Source organism: Candidatus Pantoea formicae (genome assembly GCF_011752625.1).
In the GTDB taxonomy this organism is placed as follows: domain Bacteria; phylum Pseudomonadota; class Gammaproteobacteria; order Enterobacterales; family Enterobacteriaceae; genus Pantoea; species Pantoea formicae.
In genome coordinates this window covers 401,226-419,493 of the sequence record NZ_VWXD01000004.1, presented here as the reverse complement: position 1 = coordinate 419,493, position 18,268 = coordinate 401,226, and the positions used below count along the sequence as shown (strand labels likewise).

The following is an 18,268-nucleotide window of genomic DNA, read 5'->3' as shown; positions in this document are numbered from 1 at the left end:
ATTCCAGGTCCGAAGGATATATAGTACCCTACGCTGTCTGTTAACACCGTTGTAATATGAGGTTAATCCCTTGAGTGACATGGCGAAAAACCTGATTCTCTGGTTAGTCATCGCGGTCGTGCTGATGTCTGTCTTCCAGAGCTTTGGGCCCAGCGAGTCGAATGGCCGTAGGGTTGATTATTCAACCTTCCTGTCAGAAGTGAACCAGGATCAGGTCCGCGAGGCACGTATTAACGGGCGTGAGATTAACGTTGTCAAAAAAGACAGTAATAAATATACGACTTACATTCCTGTCAACGACCCTAAGCTGCTTGATAACCTCTTGACCAAAAACGTCAAAGTGATTGGCGAACCACCAGAAGAGCCAAGCCTGCTGGCTTCCATCTTCATCTCCTGGTTCCCAATGCTGCTGTTGATTGGCGTTTGGATCTTCTTTATGCGGCAGATGCAGGGCGGCGGTGGCAAAGGCGCGATGTCCTTTGGCAAGAGTAAAGCCCGCATGCTGACCGAAGACCAGATCAAGACCACGTTTGCTGATGTCGCAGGTTGCGATGAAGCGAAAGAAGAAGTGGGTGAGCTGGTTGAGTATCTGCGCGAGCCAAGCCGCTTCCAGAAACTGGGTGGTAAGATCCCGAAAGGCGTCCTGATGGTCGGCCCTCCGGGTACCGGTAAAACCTTGCTGGCGAAAGCGATTGCTGGCGAAGCGAAGGTGCCATTCTTCACCATTTCGGGTTCTGACTTCGTCGAAATGTTCGTGGGTGTCGGTGCATCTCGTGTGCGTGACATGTTCGAGCAGGCTAAAAAGGCTGCGCCGTGCATCATCTTTATTGATGAAATCGATGCGGTAGGTCGCCAACGTGGTGCCGGTTTAGGTGGTGGTCACGATGAACGTGAGCAGACGCTGAACCAGATGCTGGTTGAAATGGATGGCTTCGAAGGTAATGAAGGCATCATCGTTATCGCCGCAACTAACCGCCCAGACGTGCTTGACCCTGCGCTGTTGCGTCCAGGTCGTTTTGACCGCCAGGTTGTGGTGGGTCTGCCAGACGTTCGCGGTCGTGAACAGATTCTGAAAGTGCATATGCGTCGTGTGCCGCTGGCAACAGACATTGATGCAGCGATCATCGCACGTGGTACGCCGGGCTTCTCGGGTGCTGACCTCGCTAACCTTGTCAACGAAGCGGCGCTGTTCGCTGCGCGTGGCAACAAGCGTGTGGTCTCAATGGTTGAATTCGAGAAAGCGAAAGACAAAATCATGATGGGTGCGGAACGTCGCTCCATGGTGATGACGGAAGCGCAGAAAGAATCTACCGCGTATCACGAAGCCGGCCATGCAATCATTGGTCGTCTGGTGCCGGAACATGATCCGGTACATAAAGTGACGATTATTCCTCGTGGCCGTGCGCTGGGTGTGACTTTCTTCCTGCCTGAAGGCGACGCAATTAGCGCCAGCCGTCAGAAGTTGGAGAGCCAGATCTCGACGCTTTACGGTGGTCGTCTTGCAGAAGAGATCATCTACGGTGCTGAACACGTTTCAACCGGTGCGTCTAACGACATCAAAGTCGCGACTAACCTGGCGCGCAACATGGTGACGCAGTGGGGCTTCAACGAGAAATTGGGTCCGTTGCTGTATGCTGAAGAAGAAGGCGAAGTGTTCCTCGGCCGCTCTGTGGCGAAAGCGAAACACATGTCTGACGAAACAGCACGCATCATCGACCAGGAAGTTAAGCACCTGATCGACAGCAACTACCAGCGTGCTCGTGTTCTGCTTGGTGAGAACATGGACATCCTTCACGCGATGAAAGACGCGCTGATGAAGTATGAAACCATCGATGCACCACAGATTGATGACCTGATGGCTCGCCGTGAAGTTCGCCCACCTGCGGGTTGGGATGATTCAGGCAACAGCAGCTCATCAGACAACAATGGTACGCCGAAGGCGCCACGTCCGGTTGATGAACCGCGTACGCCGAACCCTGGCAACACCATGTCAGAGCAGCTCGACAAATAAGAGGCGCCAAACCTCTGCAAAAACCCCGGCTGGTCCGGGGTTTTTTACATTTAGTGATTCAGTGAATTCCCAGGAGATTCCCCCCATGAAGTTGTACGCCCGTGATTCCCATCTCGATCTGTCGTTTCCCCATGTGATGGGTATTTTGAACGTCACGCCGGACTCCTTTTCTGATGGCGGGACGCATAACACCTTGGTGGACGCACTGACCCACACCAATGAGATGGTCAATGCCGGCGCAACCATTATCGATGTCGGCGGCGAATCGACGCGGCCGGGCGCAGATGAAGTGAGCGTAGAAGAGGAGCTGGCGCGGGTTATCCCTGTGGTCGAAGCGATTGCGCAGCGTTTTGAAGTGTGGATCTCCGTCGATACGTCAAAGCCGGAAGTTATCCGCGAGGCTGCGCGAGTGGGTGCTCACATCATTAATGATATTCGTTCGCTCTCGGAACCCGGCGCACTAGCAGCAGCAGCGGAAACCGGCTTGCCGGTCTGCCTGATGCACATGCAGGGCGAGCCTCGTACCATGCAGCAAGCACCCGAATATCAACATATCGTGAGTGAAGTGGACGCTTACTTCCAGGCACAGATTGCACGCTGCGAAGCCGCAGGTATTAAAAAAGAGAATCTGCTGCTCGACCCTGGCTTCGGTTTCGGTAAGAATCTCAACCACAATTATCAACTGCTGGCCGAACTGAGCCATTTCCACCATTTTGGCTTGCCGCTACTGGTGGGAATGTCGCGCAAGTCGATGATTGGCCAGCTGTTAAATGTCGGTCCGGCGCAGCGCCTGACCGGAAGCCTGAGCTGTGCGGTGATTGCCGCTATGCAGGGGGCGCAAATTATTCGCGTGCATGATGTGAAAGAAACTGTCGAAGCGATGCGCGTTGTCGAGGCGACACGGAGAGCAAAAGGATAAAGGCATGAGTAATCGTAAATATTTCGGTACAGATGGCATTCGTGGCAAAGTGGGTGAAGCCCCGATCACGCCTGATTTCGTACTGAAGCTGGGCTTTGCTGCCGGTAAAGTGCTGGCGCGTTCGGGTTCTAAGAAAGTCGTCATTGGCAAAGATACGCGCATTTCCGGTTATATGCTGGAGTCGGCGCTGGAAGCTGGCTTGGCGGCGGCGGGGTTATCGGCGGCCTTTACGGGGCCGATGCCAACGCCTGCCATTGCCTACCTGACTCGCACCTTCCGTGCCGAAGCCGGCATCGTGATCTCGGCGTCGCACAACCCCTTCGACGATAACGGCATTAAATTTTTCTCTGCCGAAGGCACCAAATTGCCTGACGAAGTGGAAGAAGCGATTGAACTGGAACTGGAAAAGCCGCTGACCTGTGTGGAATCTGCGGAACTGGGACGAGCAAGCCGTATTGTTGATGCTGCCGGTCGATATATTGAGTTCTGCAAAGGCACCTTCCCTGGCGAACTGAGCCTTAACGGCTTGAAGATTGTGGTGGACTGCGCAAACGGTGCGACTTACCACATCGCACCAAACGTACTGCGTGAACTGGGCGCTAAAGTCATTGCGATTGGCGTTCAGCCCGATGGCATGAACATCAACAAAGAGTGTGGCGCCACCGATTTGCGCATGCTGCAACAGCGTGTTCTCGATGAGAAAGCCGATCTTGGTCTGGCCTATGACGGTGACGGTGACCGTATCATGATGGTCGATCATTTAGGCCAGAAGGTGGATGGTGACCAGATTCTTTACATCATCGCGCGTGAAGCCTTACGTCAAGGTCAGCTTCGCGGCGGCGTGGTGGGGACATTGATGAGTAACATGGGGCTGGAACTGGCGCTGAAGCAGCTGGGCATTCCGTTCACCCGTGCGAAAGTGGGGGACCGCTACGTGCTGGAAAAAATGCAGGAGAAGGGCTGGCGCATGGGCGCAGAGAACTCCGGGCATGTCATTTTGCTGGATAAAATCAGCACCGGTGACGGCATTGTAGCAAGTTTGCAAGTACTCACTGCAATTGTGCGCAACCACATGAGCCTGCATGATTTGTGCAGTGGGATGAAGATGTTGCCGCAGGTGTTGGTCAACGTACGCTTCAGTGGCAGCCACGATCCGCTGGAGAGCGACAGCGTTAAAGCGGTCAGCGCTGAAGTGGAAAAAACTTTGGCAGGCCGTGGGCGTGTTCTGCTGCGTAAATCAGGTACTGAACCCCTGATTCGCGTCATGGTAGAAGGTGAAGACGAAACGCTGGTAACGTCGCTCGCGCATAAAATCGCGGATGCGGTCAAAGCGGTCTAATCCTGCAACAGGCGGAAAGATTTTAACCTTTCCGCCTGTAAAATCACCATGATGGCGCTTTTTTCCGCAATCAATAAAGTTCGTGAAAAATGCACTTGCAGAGGTATGCGCCATTGGTTAGTATTCACACCCGCTTCTGATGGGTGATGACGATACTCCCCGTCAATATTGGTGAAGCTTTAACTGTGCAGATAACGCGCAAGGAAACAGGTTGATTATGTACGAAGCTCTGTTAGTTGTTTTCCTTATTGTAGCGATTGGCCTCGTAGGTCTGATCATGCTGCAGCAAGGCAAAGGCGCTGATATGGGAGCCTCATTCGGTGCAGGCGCCTCTGGTACACTGTTCGGTTCAACCGGGTCAGGCAATTTTATGACTCGTATGACTGGCGTGCTGGCGACTCTGTTCTTCATTATCAGCTTGGTTCTTGGCAATCTGAACACGAATAAGACTTCTAAAGGAAGCGAGTGGGATAACCTCACTGCGCCAGCTCAGTCTCAACAGCAGACTCAGCCAGCTAAACCGGCAACCCCGGGCAATGATATCCCGCAGTAAGCATCGTCAATGCTAAAAGCGACAACACAACGTCGCAGTCAGTGCAGTACCGAGGTGGTGAAATTGGTAGACACGCTACCTTGAGGTGGTAGTGCTCGAAAGGGCTTACGGGTTCAAGTCCCGTCCTCGGTACCAAATCTCAGTAAAACTTGCTATTTTCGCAAGATCGGCGTAATATTCGCCACGTTTTCGGACGCGGGGTGGAGCAGCCTGGTAGCTCGTCGGGCTCATAACCCGAAGGTCGTCGGTTCAAATCCGGCCCCCGCAACCACTTTCCCTTAGAGTTCTTTTTCAAATATACTGTATGCATCGACGGACGCATCCTCAGTGAGTTTTTGAAAAAAATTCTTTTGGATTGTGTGCCGAAGCCGCCATGCGGCGTACAGGGTCCAGTCACAAAAAGCCCCGAATTTTCGGGGTTTTTTGTTATCAGGAATCGCAACACTGGGCTATAGGCCCTTTTTTTATGTCTTGGGGGTGGGCTTGTCCACATTAGAGCAAAAATTGACTGATTTGATCACCGCTCCGGTAGAAGCGCTTGGCTACGAATTGGTCGGTATCGAATTCGTTCGCGGTCGCACATCGACTTTGCGCATCTATATTGATAGTGAAGACGGTATCAATGTTGATGATTGTGCCGATGTTAGCCACCAGGTCAGCGCTGTGATGGATGTGGAAGATCCCATTACGGTGGCTTACAACCTTGAAGTTTCCTCGCCGGGTCTCGAACGTCCTCTTTTCACTGCTGAACACTATACTCGTTTCGTCGGTGATGAGGTGAGCTTGGTACTGCGTATGGCCGTACAGAACCGCCGTAAATGGCAGGGCATCATCAAGTCAGTAGAAGGCGAGATGATCACGGTGACCGTTGAGGGTAACGATGAAGTGTTCGCGCTGAGCAACATTCAGAAAGCGAACCTGGTCCCCCACTTTTAAAAGTCCGGATTGAGGCTAACCAGGATGAACAAAGAGATCTTAGCTGTAGTAGAAGCCGTTTCTAACGAAAAAGCCCTGCCGCGTGAGAAAATCTTCGAAGCGCTGGAGAGCGCTTTGGCCACTGCGACCAAAAAGAAGTATGAGCAAGAGATCGAAGTGCGCGTCAGCATCGACCGTCGCAGCGGCGATTTCGATACTTTCCGTCGCTGGCAGATTGTTGAAGAAGTCACACAGCCGACCCGTGAAATCACATTGGATGCCGCTCGCTTTGAGGATGAAGCGTTCAATCTGGGCGAATATGTTGAAGATCAGATCGAATCAGTGACCTTCGACCGTATCACCACCCAAACCGCGAAGCAGGTCATCGTACAGAAAGTACGTGAAGCCGAGCGCGCAATGGTGGTTGATCAGTTCCGTCAACACGAAGGTGAAATCATCACCGGCGTGGTGAAGAAAGTGAACCGTGACAGTATCTCTCTGGATCTCGGCAGCAATGCTGAAGCCGTGATTGGCCGTGAAGATATGCTGCCACGTGAAAACTTCCGCCCAGGCGATCGTATTCGTGGTGTGCTGTACGCAGTGCGCCCTGAAGCACGTGGTGCTCAGCTGTTTGTGACCCGTTCTAAACCGGAAATGCTGATCGAACTGTTCCGCATTGAAGTACCAGAAATCGGCGAAGAAGTTATCGAGATCAAAGCGGCAGCGCGCGATCCGGGTTCACGTGCCAAAATCGCCGTGAAAACCAACGATAAACGTATCGACCCTGTTGGTGCTTGCGTCGGTATGCGCGGTGCGCGCGTGCAGGCGGTTTCCAGTGAACTGGGTGGTGAGCGTATTGATATCGTGCTGTGGGACGATAACCCAGCGCAATTCGTTATTAACGCCATGGCGCCAGCCGATGTGGCGTCAATCGTGGTGGATGAAGATAATCACACCATGGATATCGCAGTTGAAGCCGGCAATCTGGCTCAGGCGATCGGCCGTAACGGCCAAAACGTGCGTTTAGCTTCTCAACTCAGTGGTTGGGAACTGAACGTGATGACCGTCGATGATCTGCAAGCTAAGCATCAGGCTGAAGCCCACGCAGCAATCGATATGTTCACCAAACATCTCGACATCGACGAAGAGTTCGCCACCGTACTGGTGGAAGAGGGCTTCTCTTCGCTGGAAGAATTGGCTTACGTGCCAATCAACGAGTTGCTGGAAATCGACGGCCTCGATGAAGAGACCATTGAAGCCCTGCGTGAACGAGCAAAAAATGCGTTAACCACCCTGGCATTAGCGAAAGAAGAGAGCCTTGGTAATCAGGAGCCCGCTGAGGATCTTCTGAATCTTGAGGGCTTAGATCGTGCGCTGGCGTATCGCCTGGCGTCTAAAGGCGTTTGCACGCTGGAAGATCTCGCTGAGCAAGGTGTTGACGATCTGACAGATATTGAAGGGCTGGATGATGAGAAGGCCGGTGCGCTGATTATGGCTGCACGTAATATCTGCTGGTTCGGCGATGACGCGTAATAACAGGAAGGAACAGCATGACAGATGTAACCGTAAAATCGCTGGCCGCCGAAATTCAGACCCCGGTTGATCGCCTGGTACAGCAATTTGCTGACGCAGGGATCCGTAAGTCTGAAAACGATGCGGTGTCCCAGCAAGAGAAAGAAACCTTACTGTCCCACTTGAATCGTGAGCACGGTCAGACCGCTTCAAGTAAACTGACGTTGCAGCGCAAGACGCGTAGCACCTTGAATATTCCAGGCACCGGGGGTAAAAGTAAGTCGGTGCAAATCGAAGTCCGCAAAAAGCGCACATACGTGAAAGGTGATGCAGAGTCTGAGCAAGCTCAGGCAGAAGCTGAAGCTGAGGCACAGCGTGAAGCGGAAGAGCAGGCGCGTCGCGAGGCGGAAGAACAAGCCCGTCGCGAAGCTGAACAAAAAGCGCAACGTGAAGCCGAAGAGAAAGCCAAGCGCGAAGCCGCTGACAAGGCTAAGCGTGAAGCAGCGGAAAATGAGAAAGTGACTAATCAACCTACCGACGAAGTAACCAAGGCTGCGCAGTCTGATAAGGCGCGTCGTGAAGCCGAAGCGGCTGAACTGAAACGTAAAGCGGAAGAAGAAGCACGCCGTAAGCTGGAAGAAGACGCTCGCCGTGTGGCTGAAGAAGCCCGCCGTCTGGCTGAAGAAAAATCAGCTGAATGGGAAAAACCGGAAGAAGAAGACAAAGGCGACTATCACGTCACCACGTCTACTCATGCCCGTCAGGCCGAAGACGAAAACGACCGTGAAGTTGAAGGTGGCCGTGGACGTGCACGTACCACTAAAGCGGCTCGTCCGGTGAAGAAAGGCAACAAGCATTCTGAAGCGAAAACCGACCGCGAAGAAGCACGTGCGCAAGTACGTGGCGGTAAAGGTGGCAAGCATCGCAAACCAAGTTCACTGCAGCAGGGCTTCAACAAGCCAGCTCAGGCCGTGAACCGTGATGTCATCATCGGCGAAACCATCACCGTATCTGAACTGGCTAACAAAATGGCCGTGAAAGGTTCGCTGGTCATCAAAGCGATGATGAAAATGGGCGCGATGGCGACCATTAACCAAGTTATCGACCAGGAAACTGCCCAGCTGGTTGCGGAAGAAATGGGTCACAAAGTGATCCTGCGCCGCGAGAATGAGCTGGAAGAAGCGGTAATGGACGATCGTGATACTGATGCCGCGCAGGAAGCTCGCGCGCCAGTCGTCACCATCATGGGTCACGTTGACCATGGTAAAACGTCTCTGCTGGACTACATTCGCTCAACCAAAGTTGCATCAGGCGAAGCGGGTGGTATTACTCAGCACATCGGTGCTTACCACGTTGAAACTGACAACGGTATGATCACCTTCCTGGATACCCCGGGCCACGCCGCGTTTACCGCGATGCGTGCACGTGGTGCGCAGGCAACGGATATCGTTATCCTCGTCGTTGCAGCCGATGACGGCGTGATGCCACAAACCATCGAAGCTATTCAGCATGCGAAAGCAGCGAAAGTGCCGGTTGTGGTTGCGGTGAACAAGATCGATAAGCCAGAAGCTGATCCAGATCGCGTGAAGAACGAGCTGACCCAGTACGGAATTATTCCGGAAGAGTGGGGCGGTGAGAACATGTTCGTCAACGTTTCTGCGAAAGCCGGTACCGGTATTGATGACCTGCTGAACGTGATTCTGCTGCAGGCTGAAGTTCTGGAACTGACCGCGATTCGCGAAGGTATGGCGAGCGGCGTAGTGATCGAATCCTTCCTCGATAAAGGCCGCGGCCCGGTTGCTACCGTGCTGGTGCGTGAAGGTACGCTGAACAAAGGCGACATCGTGCTGTGCGGCTTCGAATATGGCCGTGTGCGTGCGATGCGTGACGAACTGGGTCGTGAAGTACTGGAAGCAGGTCCATCCATTCCAGTGGAAATCCTCGGTCTGTCTGGTGTGCCAGCAGCGGGTGATGAAGCGACCGTTGTACGTGATGAGAAGAAAGCACGTGAAGTTGCACTGTATCGTCAGGGCAAGTTCCGCGAAGTGAAACTGGCGCGTCAGCAGAAGTCGAAGTTGGAGAACATGTTTGCCAACATGACCGAAGGCGAAGTGTCAGAACTGAACATCGTGCTGAAATCCGACGTACAGGGTTCTGTGGAAGCGATCTCCGACTCCCTGCTGAAACTCTCCACCGACGAAGTGAAGGTGAAGATTATCGGTTCGGGCGTAGGTGGTATCACCGAAACCGACGCCACGCTGGCTGCGGCATCCAACGCAATCATCCTTGGCTTTAACGTGCGTGCTGATGCTTCCGCTCGCCGCGTCATTGATGCTGAAAACGTTGACCTGCGTTACTACTCCGTCATCTATAATCTGATTGACGAAGTGAAAGCGGCCATGAGCGGTATGCTGGCACCAGAATTCAAACAGCAGATCATTGGTCTGGCTGCAGTACGTGACGTGTTCAAGTCACCGAAATTTGGCGCTATCGCAGGCTGTATGGTCACCGAAGGCAACATCAAACGTCACAACCCGATTCGCGTCCTGCGCGACAACGTGGTGATTTACGAAGGCGAGCTGGAATCTCTGCGTCGCTTTAAAGACGATGTCAACGAAGTGCGTAATGGCATGGAGTGTGGTATCGGCGTGAAGAACTACAACGATGTTCGTGTTGGCGATATGATCGAAGTCTTTGAAGTGATTGAAATTAAACGCACCATCGATTGATTATCATCTGATGTGTTGCAATTTGGGAGGCCTCTGGCCTCCCGAATTATTTGGGAGAAAGAAAAATGGCAAAAGAATTTGGCCGCCCACAGCGCGTATCTCAGGAACTGCAAAAAGAAATTGCCATCATCCTGCAGCGCGAAATTAAAGACCCGCGTCTTGGCATGATGGTCACGGTGTCAGGCGTTGAAGTATCACGCGATCTGGCTTATGCCAAAGTCTTCGTGACCTTCCTGAATGATCAGGATGAAGATGCGGTAAAAAATGGCCTGAAAGCGTTGAAAGAAGCTTCAGGTTATATCCGTATTCTGGTCGGAAAAGCGATGCGCTTGCGTATCGTGCCGGAGTTGACCTTCTTCTATGACAACTCACTGATCGAAGGGATGCGCATGTCTAACCTGGTCAGCAACGTTATTAAGAGTGATGTTGAGCGTCGTGGTGAAAACCCGGCGGAAGATGACAAGGAGGACTGATGAGTCGTCCTCGTCGTCGCGGTCGCGACGTCCACGGTGTGTTTCTGCTGGATAAACATCAGGGCGCATCCTCCAACGATGTATTGCAGAAAGTTAAGCGCCTGTTTCATGCTAATAAAGCAGGGCACACTGGCGCACTCGATCCGCTGGCGACCGGTATGTTGCCGATTTGCCTCGGCGAAGCGACCAAGTTCTCGCAGTTTCTGCTGGATTCAGACAAGCGCTATCGCGTGATTGCACGTTTAGGCGAGCGGACGGATACGTCAGATGCAGATGGCAACATCGTTGAAACCCGCCCGGTGAACTTTAGCCAGGCGCTGTTGGATGCGGCACTGGAGAGTTTTCGTGGTGACACCCTGCAGGTGCCAACCATGTTCTCTGCTCTAAAGTATCAGGGCCGTAAGCTCTACGAGTACGCACGTGAAGGCATTACCGTACCACGTGAAGCGCGCCCGATTACGGTGTTTGAGTTGCAGTTTATTCGCTGGGAAGGGGATGAGCTGGAACTGGAAATTCATGTTTCCAAAGGCACTTACATCCGCACCATTATTGATGATTTGGGTGAAAAACTGGGCTGCGGTGCACATGTGATCATGCTGCGTCGTTTGCAGGTTGCGAAGTATCCGATCGAACGCATGGTGACGTTTGAGCAGTTGCAGGCCATGGCAGCAGAGGCGAATGCGTCAGAAACGCCGGATTATACCGCTCTGGATGCGCTGCTATTGCCAATGGACAGCCCGGCGGAAGAGTTCCCGATTGTGAACCTTTTGCCTGCGGTCGCTGCCTATTTCAAGCAGGGGATGCCGGTGCAGGTGGCGAATGCGCCAGAACAGGGATTGGTGCGTGTCACCGAAGGTGACGAGCACAAATTTATCGGTATGGCTGAAATCGCCGAGGATGGGCGCGTGGCGCCGCGTCGTCTGGTGGTCGAGTTTCCCGCCTAATCAATAAGCATTGATTTGACCTAACGGCGCATTTGCGTTGCTATCAGGCGAAGAGTAGAATAGCGCGGCTTTTAAAGCGGGCTGCTGAATTAGAGATCGGCACCCAACCATTCATTTATTATTTCGGAGTTCATTATGTCTCTAAGCGTAGAAGCTAAAGCAGAGATCGTTGCTAAATTCGGTCGTGGTGCTAACGACAGCGGTTCAACTGAAGTTCAGGTTGCTCTGCTGACTGCTCAGATTAACCACCTGCAGGGTCACTTCTCTGAGCACAAAAAAGACCACCACAGCCGTCGCGGTCTGCTGCGCATGGTATCTCAGCGTCGTAAGCTGCTGGACTACCTGAAGCGTAAAGACGTTGCACGTTACACCAGCCTGATCGAAACCCTGGGTCTGCGTCGCTAAGTCTGAAGAATCTGATCAACGATGTAGCACATGCACTATGCAGAAAAGCGCATCTGACGATCAGATTTGTGCGAGTTTCGCGAAAAGGGGGCCTTTATGGCCCCTTTTTTCGAGCAATCCGCAGCATTCCGTACCAAACTCATGTATTGTTGCTGAGAGTGATCTTTGCTTGCAGCGTTTCGCGCGGCTAATGAGAGGCTTTACCGCATGAGCGGTTGAAGATTGTCATTAGTCGCGAGGATGCAACTAAAGATCGGTAAACCCCGGCGAGCCTAAGTGGGCTTCGCCCCCCGAATTTAAGGACTTAAATTTTGCTGAACCCGATCGTACGCAAATTCCAATATGGTCAGCATACCGTCACGCTGGAAACCGGCATGATGGCACGCCAGGCCACTGCAGCAGTTATGGCGAGCATGGACGACACTGCGGTATTCGTTACCGTTGTTGGCCAGAAAAAAACTAAACCAGGTCAGGATTTCTTCCCGTTGACGGTTAACTATCAGGAGCGTACTTACGCTGCTGGTCGTATCCCGGGTAGCTTCTTCCGTCGTGAAGGCCGTCCAAGCGAAGGCGAAACTCTGATTTCTCGTCTGATTGACCGTCCAGTGCGTCCACTGTTCCCAGAAGGTTTCATCAACGAAGTCCAGGTTATTGCGACTGTTGTTTCTGTGAACCCGCAGGTTAACCCGGACATCGTTGCGATGATCGGTGCCTCTGCAGCATTAGCGCTGTCAGGCCTGCCATTCAATGGCCCAATCGGTGCAGCGCGCGTCGGTTACATCAACGACCAGTACGTTCTGAACCCAACTGCTGATGAGATCAAAACCTCACGTCTGGACCTGGTCGTTGCTGGTACGCAGAACGCGGTTCTGATGGTTGAATCTGAAGCAGAAGTGCTGACCGAAGATCAGATGCTGGGTGCAGTGGTGTTCGGCCACGATCAGCAGCAGGTTGTGATTGAAAACATCAACGCTTTGGTTGCTGAAGCAGGCAAACCGCGTTGGGATTGGCAGCCAGAGCCAGCAAACGATGCACTGATTGCACGTGTTGCGGCACTGGCAGAATCTGGTATCGCTGATGCTTACCGCATCACTGATAAGCAGGAGCGTTACACGCAGGTTGGCGTAGTCAAAGATGCCACCATCGCTGCGCTGCAGGCTGAAGATGAAACGCTGGATGCTGGCGAAATCGCTGACATCGTTCACGATCTCGAAAAGAGCGTCGTGCGTAGCCGCATCATCCGTGGTGAGCCACGTATCGACGGCCGTGAAAAAGATATGATCCGTGGTCTGGACGTGCGCACTGGCGTACTGCCGCGTACTCACGGTTCTTCTCTGTTCACCCGTGGTGAAACTCAGGCGCTGGTAACGGCGACCTTGGGTACGGCACGTGATGCGCAGAGCCTGGATGAGCTGATGGGTGAGCGCACCGACAGCTTCCTGTTCCACTACAACTTCCCTCCGTACTCAGTGGGCGAAACCGGTATGGTTGGCTCACCGAAGCGCCGTGAGATTGGTCACGGTCGTCTGGCGAAGCGCGGTGTGCTGGCAGTGATGCCTAAGCAGGAAGAGTTCCCGTACACCGTGCGTGTCGTGTCTGAAATCACCGAATCTAACGGTTCTTCTTCTATGGCTTCCGTGTGTGGTGCTTCTCTGGCACTGATGGACGCAGGTGTACCGATCAAAGCGGCCGTAGCCGGTATTGCGATGGGTCTGGTTAAAGAAGACGAAAACTTCGTGGTTCTGTCTGACATCCTGGGTGACGAAGACCACCTCGGCGATATGGACTTCAAAGTAGCGGGTAGCCGCGACGGTATCACTGCACTGCAGATGGATATCAAAATTGAAGGTATCACCCGCGAAATCATGCAGGTTGCTCTGAACCAAGCTAAAGGTGCGCGTCTGCACATCCTGAGCGTGATGGAGCAGGCAATCAGCACGCCGCGTCAGGAAATCTCTGAGTTCGCACCGCGTATTTACACCATCAAGATCAATTCAGACAAGATCAAAGATGTCATCGGTAAAGGCGGTTCTGTTATCCGTGCGCTGACCGAAGAAACCGGCACCACCATCGAAATCGAAGATGATGGCACCGTGAAAATCGCAGCAACTGACGGCAACAAAGCGAAAGAAGCGATTCGTCGTATTGAAGAGATCACCGCTGAAATCGAAGTGGGTCGTATCTACGCTGGTAAAGTGACGCGTATCGTTGATTTCGGTGCCTTCGTGGCCATCGGCGGCGGTAAAGAAGGTCTGGTTCACATCTCTCAGATCGCTGACAAGCGTGTTGAGAAAGTGACCGATTACCTGCAGATGGGTCAGGAAGTTCCAGTCAAAGTGATGGAAGTGGACCGTCAGGGCCGCGTACGCCTGAGCATCAAAGAAGCGACAGAGCAGAAACCAGCGGAAGAAACGACCGCTGCGACGAATGCACCTGACGCCGAGTAAGCGTTTACTGATTGGCTTCTCCCTGCTCTGCGGGGAGAAGTGTTTGGATCATCGCGAGGGCGGGAATCCTTGTGCACAGCAGGCGGATGACAGGATGGTTATCCCAATGTTTGTATTCGGGAGTGGGAAATGAAGCCTTTTTTGCGCTGGTGTTTTGTTGCGACAGCTATCACGCTGGCAGGATGCAGCAACTCCAATTGGCGTAAGAACGAAGTTCTGGCAGTACCTTTGCAGCCCACACTGCAGCAAGAGGTGATCCTGGCGCGAATGGAACAAATTCTTGCCAGTCGTGCCCTTACCGATGATGAACGCGCACAGCTATTATATGAGCGCGGAGTGTTGTATGATAGTTTGGGTCTGAGGGCATTAGCGCGGAACGATTTCTCGCAAGCGCTGTCCATAAGACCGGATATGCCTGAGGTGTTTAACTATCTCGGCATATATTTAACGCAGGCAGGCAATTTTGATGCTGCCTATGAAGCGTTTGATTCTGTACTTGAGCTTGATCCAACTTACAACTATGCGCATTTAAACCGTGGTATCGCCCTCTATTACGGCGGTCGATACAAGTTAGCGCAAGATGATCTGCTGGCGTTTTATCAAGACGATCCTAACGATCCTTTCCGCAGCCTTTGGCTCTATCTCGTTGAAAGCGATATGGACGCCGACAAGGCCAAAGTCACGCTGAGACAGCGACATGACAAAGCGGTCCGGGACCAATGGGGATGGAATATTGTCGAGTTCTACCTTGGCGACATCAGTGAAAAAACGCTGATGGAACGTCTCAAGGCGGACGCAACGGATAACACCTCGCTCGCTGAACATCTCAGTGAAACCAACTTCTATTTAGGTAAGTACTACCTAAGTCTGGGGGAGAAGGACGACGCGAAAGCGTTGTTCAAACTGGCGGTCGCTAACAATGTTAACAACTTTGTTGAGCACCGATACGCATTGTTGGAACTGGCGCAACTCGGCCAGACACAAGACGATTTATCAGAATCTGACCAGCAATAGCTGACGAACTTTTATTGCCTGAATACTTGTAAAGTCATCATCTTCGAGGTGAGGGCTTTTCTGTTCGTCAAAACTTCTAATTTGAGCCGGTTCACACTTTTTGATGAAAATGACTGAAAATTTTCACGACGAGTTATGTAGACTGGCCGCCGCAATCTAAGAGGCACGTGTACTACATGACTGATATTCAAACCACTTTTTCTGACCTTGGCCTGAACGCTGACATCCTCGAATCACTGAACGGTATGGGCTACGTAAAGCCATCCCCAATCCAGGCTGAGTGTATTCCTCACCTGCTGGCGGGCCGTGATGTGCTGGGTATGGCGCAGACCGGGAGTGGTAAAACAGCGGCATTCTCCCTGCCGTTACTGAACAACATTGATCCAACTGTCCGCGCACCACAGATCTTGGTGCTGGCTCCAACCCGCGAACTCGCTGTTCAGGTTGCTGAAGCCATGACGGAATTCTCTAAACACATGCGTGGCGTGAACGTGGTTGCCCTGTACGGCGGCCAGCGTTATGACGTTCAGCTGCGCGCACTGCGCCAGGGACCACAGGTTGTCGTAGGTACGCCTGGTCGTCTGCTGGACCACCTGAAACGCGGCACGTTAGACCTGTCTAACCTGCGCGGTCTGGTGCTGGACGAAGCTGATGAAATGCTGCGTATGGGCTTCATCGAAGACGTTGAAACCATCATGGCGCAGATCCCAGACGGTCACCAGACCGCGCTGTTCTCAGCTACCATGCCAGAAGCGATTCGTCGTATCACCAAACGCTTCATGAAAGATCCACAGGAAGTGCGTATTCAGTCAAGCCTGACCACGCGTCCTGACATTTCTCAGTCTTACTGGACCGCTTACGGCCGTAAAACTGACGCGCTGGTGCGTTTCCTGGAAGCAGAAGACTTTGATGCTGCCATCATCTTCGTGCGTACCAAAAACGCCACGCTGGAAGTGGCTGAAGCGCTGGAGCGCAGCGGTTATAACAGCGCAGCACTGAATGGTGACATGAACCAGGCGCTGCGTGAGCAGACCCTGGAGCGCCTGAAAGATGGTCGTCTGGACATCCTGATCGCAACCGACGTTGCAGCACGTGGTCTGGACGTAGAGCGTATCAGCCTGGTTGTTAACTATGACATTCCAATGGATGCTGAGTCTTACGTTCACCGTATCGGCCGTACCGGTCGTGCGGGCCGTGCTGGCCGTGCGCTGCTGTTCGTTGAGAACCGTGAGCGTCGTCTGCTGCGTAACATCGAACGCACCATGAAGCTGACTATTCCAGAAGTTGAACTGCCAAACTCAGAACTGCTGAGTGAGCGCCGTCTGGCTAAATTCGCCGCTAAAGTCCAGCAGCAGCTGGAAAGCAGCGATCTGGATATGTACCGTGCACTGCTGAGCAAAATGCAGCCGGGTGAAGATCTGGATCTCGAAACACTGGCCGCAGCATTGCTGAAAATGGCACAGGGCGAACGTCCACTGATTCTGCCACCAGAAGCACCACGTCCACCACGTCGTGAGTTCCGCGACCGTGATGATCGTCGTGATTCTCGCGATTCACGTGGTCCACGCGAAAGCCGTGGCGATCGCGGTGACCGTGATGGCGCTCCACGTCGTGAACGTCGTGACGTTGGCGAAATGCAGTTGTACCGCATTGAAGTGGGCCGTGATGACGGCGTTGAAGTGCGCCACATCGTGGGCGCGATTGCCAACGAAGGTGACATCAGCAGCCGTTACATCGGTAACATCAAGCTGTTTGGTACCCACTCAACTATCGAGCTGCCAAAAGGTATGCCGGGTGAAGTTCTGCAGCACTTTACTCGTACGCGCATCTTGAACAAGCCGATGAACATGCAGTTGATGGGTGATGCTCCTGCGTTCGAGCGTAGCGAACGTCGTCCAGGCGGTCGTGATGGTGAGCGTCGTGGTAATGGCGCTCCGCGTGGCGAAGGTGCACCACGTCGCTTCTCTGAACGTCGTGAAGGTGGCCGTGAAGGCGGACGCTTCAACCGTGAAGGCGGTCGTGGCCCACGTCCAGAAGGTGCTTCTGCACCACGTCGTCGTGACGCGTAAGCGATAAAACGCTAAATAGTAAAAAGGGACGCCGCGGCGTCCCTTTTTTATGCTCGTAAATTAAACGTTACACGCCGCCGGCAATCAACACCCGCTCTCCACTCACGTAGGCTGACTCTTCTGATGCCAAAAACAGGGCAACCTGCGCCACATCTTCCGGTAGGCCAAACCGCCCTAAGGGTGTCGCGGCGATCAGTTTCGCCTTAACATCTGGATTCATCTTCTTCGCGGCCAGCAAGCCTTCAGTCAGGATAATGCCCGGTGCTAGCGCATTAACGCGGATATTACGCGGCCCAAGCTCACGCGCCAGACCTTGCGTTAAGGTATCGATTGCGCCTTTGGTCGCGGCCCACAGCACTGAGCCAGGCGTGCTCTGCTTACTGTGAAGCGCACTCAGGTTAATGATTGATCCACCACGCGCGGGGAAATGTTTTGCCGCCTGCTGGCACACTAAAAGTGTACCCAACAGGTTCACATTGAGCTGTTGCTGCATTTCGCTAAGGCTGAGCTCGGCAAAGTTACCGTGATGGAAGATGCCAGCATTATTGACCACAATATCCGGTGCGCCAAACTGCTCGATGCTGCGAGCGAACAGACGCTGCACATCGGCCTCGCGTGAGATATCGGCCTGAACTGCGATAGCGTCGCTGCCCGTCTCGCAAATGTCAGTGACCACATCTGCCGCGCCCGCTTCATCCTGTCGATAGTTAACCACGACCCGAGCACCGGCCGCCGCGAAAGTCATAGCAATGGCGGCGCCAATGCCTTTCGACGCGCCCGTTACCAGCGCAATTTTGCCTTCAAGTGCTTTCATTGTGTCTCTCCACCTGAGAATTCGGGGAAGGGTAAGCATGCGCTGTCCATACAATTTTGCGGTAGTGCAATCCTGCAAGCTTTTTGCACAATCCTGCAAAAGTGTGGTTCAAGGACTAGGCGCA

15 protein-coding genes and 2 tRNA genes are annotated in these 18,268 nt (G+C 53.2%); 16 read left to right on the top strand and 1 reads right to left on the bottom strand.

The genetic code is table 11. From position 1 onward, the window contains the following. Positions 1 to 79 precede the first annotated feature (79 nt). The 16 genes from ftsH to F3J38_RS14450 all read left to right on the top strand — a co-directional run bounded on the left by ftsH (position 80) and on the right by F3J38_RS14450 (position 17,330). On the top strand, positions 80 to 2,011 hold the full coding sequence (gene ftsH / locus F3J38_RS14525) for an ATP-dependent zinc metalloprotease FtsH (protein ID WP_039327554.1): 1,932 nt from the start codon (positions 80 to 82) through the stop codon (positions 2,009 to 2,011). Between the two features lie 85 nt (positions 2,012 to 2,096). Continuing rightward, positions 2,097 to 2,930 (top strand): dihydropteroate synthase, encoded by an 834-nt coding sequence (folP, locus tag F3J38_RS14520; RefSeq protein WP_167139487.1) that lies wholly within the window; start codon positions 2,097 to 2,099, stop codon positions 2,928 to 2,930. Positions 2,931 to 2,934: 4 nt separating this feature from the next. Then, positions 2,935 to 4,269: a phosphoglucosamine mutase gene (gene glmM / locus F3J38_RS14515; protein ID WP_167139485.1), complete on the top strand. Its 1,335-nt coding sequence runs from the start codon at positions 2,935 to 2,937 to the stop codon at positions 4,267 to 4,269. Between the two features lie 217 nt (positions 4,270 to 4,486). Continuing rightward, complete coding sequence (secG, locus tag F3J38_RS14510) at positions 4,487 to 4,822, top strand: preprotein translocase subunit SecG (protein ID WP_167139483.1); 336 nt, start codon at positions 4,487 to 4,489, stop codon at positions 4,820 to 4,822. 48 nt (positions 4,823 to 4,870) lie between these two features. Continuing rightward, a tRNA-Leu gene (locus F3J38_RS14505) sits at positions 4,871 to 4,957 on the top strand. A gap of 59 nt (positions 4,958 to 5,016) precedes the next feature. Then, positions 5,017 to 5,093: transfer RNA gene (locus tag F3J38_RS14500), tRNA-Met, on the top strand. Positions 5,094 to 5,305: 212 nt separating this feature from the next. Then, complete coding sequence (gene rimP / locus F3J38_RS14495) at positions 5,306 to 5,758, top strand: ribosome maturation factor RimP (RefSeq protein ID WP_167139481.1); 453 nt, start codon at positions 5,306 to 5,308, stop codon at positions 5,756 to 5,758. A gap of 24 nt (positions 5,759 to 5,782) precedes the next feature. After that, positions 5,783 to 7,270, top strand: a complete 1,488-nt coding sequence (gene nusA / locus F3J38_RS14490; RefSeq protein ID WP_034826526.1) for a transcription termination factor NusA — start codon at positions 5,783 to 5,785, stop codon at positions 7,268 to 7,270. Between the two features lie 17 nt (positions 7,271 to 7,287). Further along, a complete protein-coding gene (gene infB, locus F3J38_RS14485; RefSeq protein ID WP_167139479.1) occupies positions 7,288 to 9,978 on the top strand; it encodes a translation initiation factor IF-2 in 2,691 nt (896 codons plus the stop codon). A gap of 65 nt (positions 9,979 to 10,043) precedes the next feature. Next, entirely contained in the window at positions 10,044 to 10,451 is a 408-nt protein-coding gene (rbfA, locus tag F3J38_RS14480; protein ID WP_167139477.1) for a 30S ribosome-binding factor RbfA, read from the top strand. Then, positions 10,451 to 11,395: a tRNA pseudouridine(55) synthase TruB gene (gene truB / locus F3J38_RS14475; protein ID WP_167139475.1), complete on the top strand. Its 945-nt coding sequence runs from the start codon at positions 10,451 to 10,453 to the stop codon at positions 11,393 to 11,395. The genes rbfA and truB overlap by 1 nt, the downstream gene beginning before the upstream one ends. A gap of 135 nt (positions 11,396 to 11,530) precedes the next feature. Then, positions 11,531 to 11,800, top strand: coding sequence for a 30S ribosomal protein S15 (gene rpsO, locus F3J38_RS14470; RefSeq protein WP_034826514.1), 270 nt, complete (start codon positions 11,531 to 11,533; stop codon positions 11,798 to 11,800). 311 nt (positions 11,801 to 12,111) lie between these two features. After that, the gene (gene pnp / locus F3J38_RS14465; protein ID WP_167139473.1) at positions 12,112 to 14,247 is read left to right on the top strand and encodes a polyribonucleotide nucleotidyltransferase; all 2,136 of its coding nucleotides are present in this window, start codon (positions 12,112 to 12,114) and stop codon (positions 14,245 to 14,247) included. A 129-nt stretch (positions 14,248 to 14,376) separates the two neighbouring features. Further along, positions 14,377 to 15,261: a lipoprotein NlpI gene (nlpI, locus tag F3J38_RS14460; RefSeq protein ID WP_008104288.1), complete on the top strand. Its 885-nt coding sequence runs from the start codon at positions 14,377 to 14,379 to the stop codon at positions 15,259 to 15,261. A gap of 103 nt (positions 15,262 to 15,364) precedes the next feature. Further along, positions 15,365 to 15,421: a protein YrbN gene (gene yrbN / locus F3J38_RS28380; RefSeq protein WP_100229640.1), complete on the top strand. Its 57-nt coding sequence runs from the start codon at positions 15,365 to 15,367 to the stop codon at positions 15,419 to 15,421. A gap of 16 nt (positions 15,422 to 15,437) precedes the next feature. Beyond that, the gene (locus tag F3J38_RS14450; RefSeq protein WP_167139471.1) at positions 15,438 to 17,330 is read left to right on the top strand and encodes a DEAD/DEAH family ATP-dependent RNA helicase; all 1,893 of its coding nucleotides are present in this window, start codon (positions 15,438 to 15,440) and stop codon (positions 17,328 to 17,330) included. Between the two features lie 67 nt (positions 17,331 to 17,397). Here the strand turns inward: F3J38_RS14450 and F3J38_RS14445 are convergent, their stop codons facing one another. Next, on the bottom strand, positions 17,398 to 18,144 hold the full coding sequence (locus tag F3J38_RS14445) for an SDR family NAD(P)-dependent oxidoreductase (protein WP_167139469.1): 747 nt from the start codon (positions 18,142 to 18,144) through the stop codon (positions 17,398 to 17,400). Positions 18,145 to 18,268: the final 124 nt, after the last annotated feature.

Excerpts from the sequence above, each read along its gene's own strand:
- F3J38_RS14445 (WP_167139469.1), bottom strand. The coding sequence starts at position 18,144 with ATGAAAGCACTTGAAGGCAAAATTGCGCTGGTAACGGGCGCGTCGAAA.
- rbfA (WP_167139477.1), top strand. The coding sequence starts at position 10,044 with ATGGCAAAAGAATTTGGCCGCCCACAGCGCGTATCTCAGGAACTGCAA.
- glmM (WP_167139485.1), top strand. The coding sequence starts at position 2,935 with ATGAGTAATCGTAAATATTTCGGTACAGATGGCATTCGTGGCAAAGTG.
- infB (WP_167139479.1), top strand. The coding sequence starts at position 7,288 with ATGACAGATGTAACCGTAAAATCGCTGGCCGCCGAAATTCAGACCCCG.
- nlpI (WP_008104288.1), top strand. The coding sequence starts at position 14,377 with ATGAAGCCTTTTTTGCGCTGGTGTTTTGTTGCGACAGCTATCACGCTG.
- truB (WP_167139475.1), top strand. The coding sequence starts at position 10,451 with ATGAGTCGTCCTCGTCGTCGCGGTCGCGACGTCCACGGTGTGTTTCTG.
- ftsH (WP_039327554.1), top strand. The coding sequence starts at position 80 with ATGGCGAAAAACCTGATTCTCTGGTTAGTCATCGCGGTCGTGCTGATG.
- rpsO (WP_034826514.1), top strand. The coding sequence starts at position 11,531 with ATGTCTCTAAGCGTAGAAGCTAAAGCAGAGATCGTTGCTAAATTCGGT.
- folP (WP_167139487.1), top strand. The coding sequence starts at position 2,097 with ATGAAGTTGTACGCCCGTGATTCCCATCTCGATCTGTCGTTTCCCCAT.
- secG (WP_167139483.1), top strand. The coding sequence starts at position 4,487 with ATGTACGAAGCTCTGTTAGTTGTTTTCCTTATTGTAGCGATTGGCCTC.
- nusA (WP_034826526.1), top strand. The coding sequence starts at position 5,783 with ATGAACAAAGAGATCTTAGCTGTAGTAGAAGCCGTTTCTAACGAAAAA.
- F3J38_RS14450 (WP_167139471.1), top strand. The coding sequence starts at position 15,438 with ATGACTGATATTCAAACCACTTTTTCTGACCTTGGCCTGAACGCTGAC.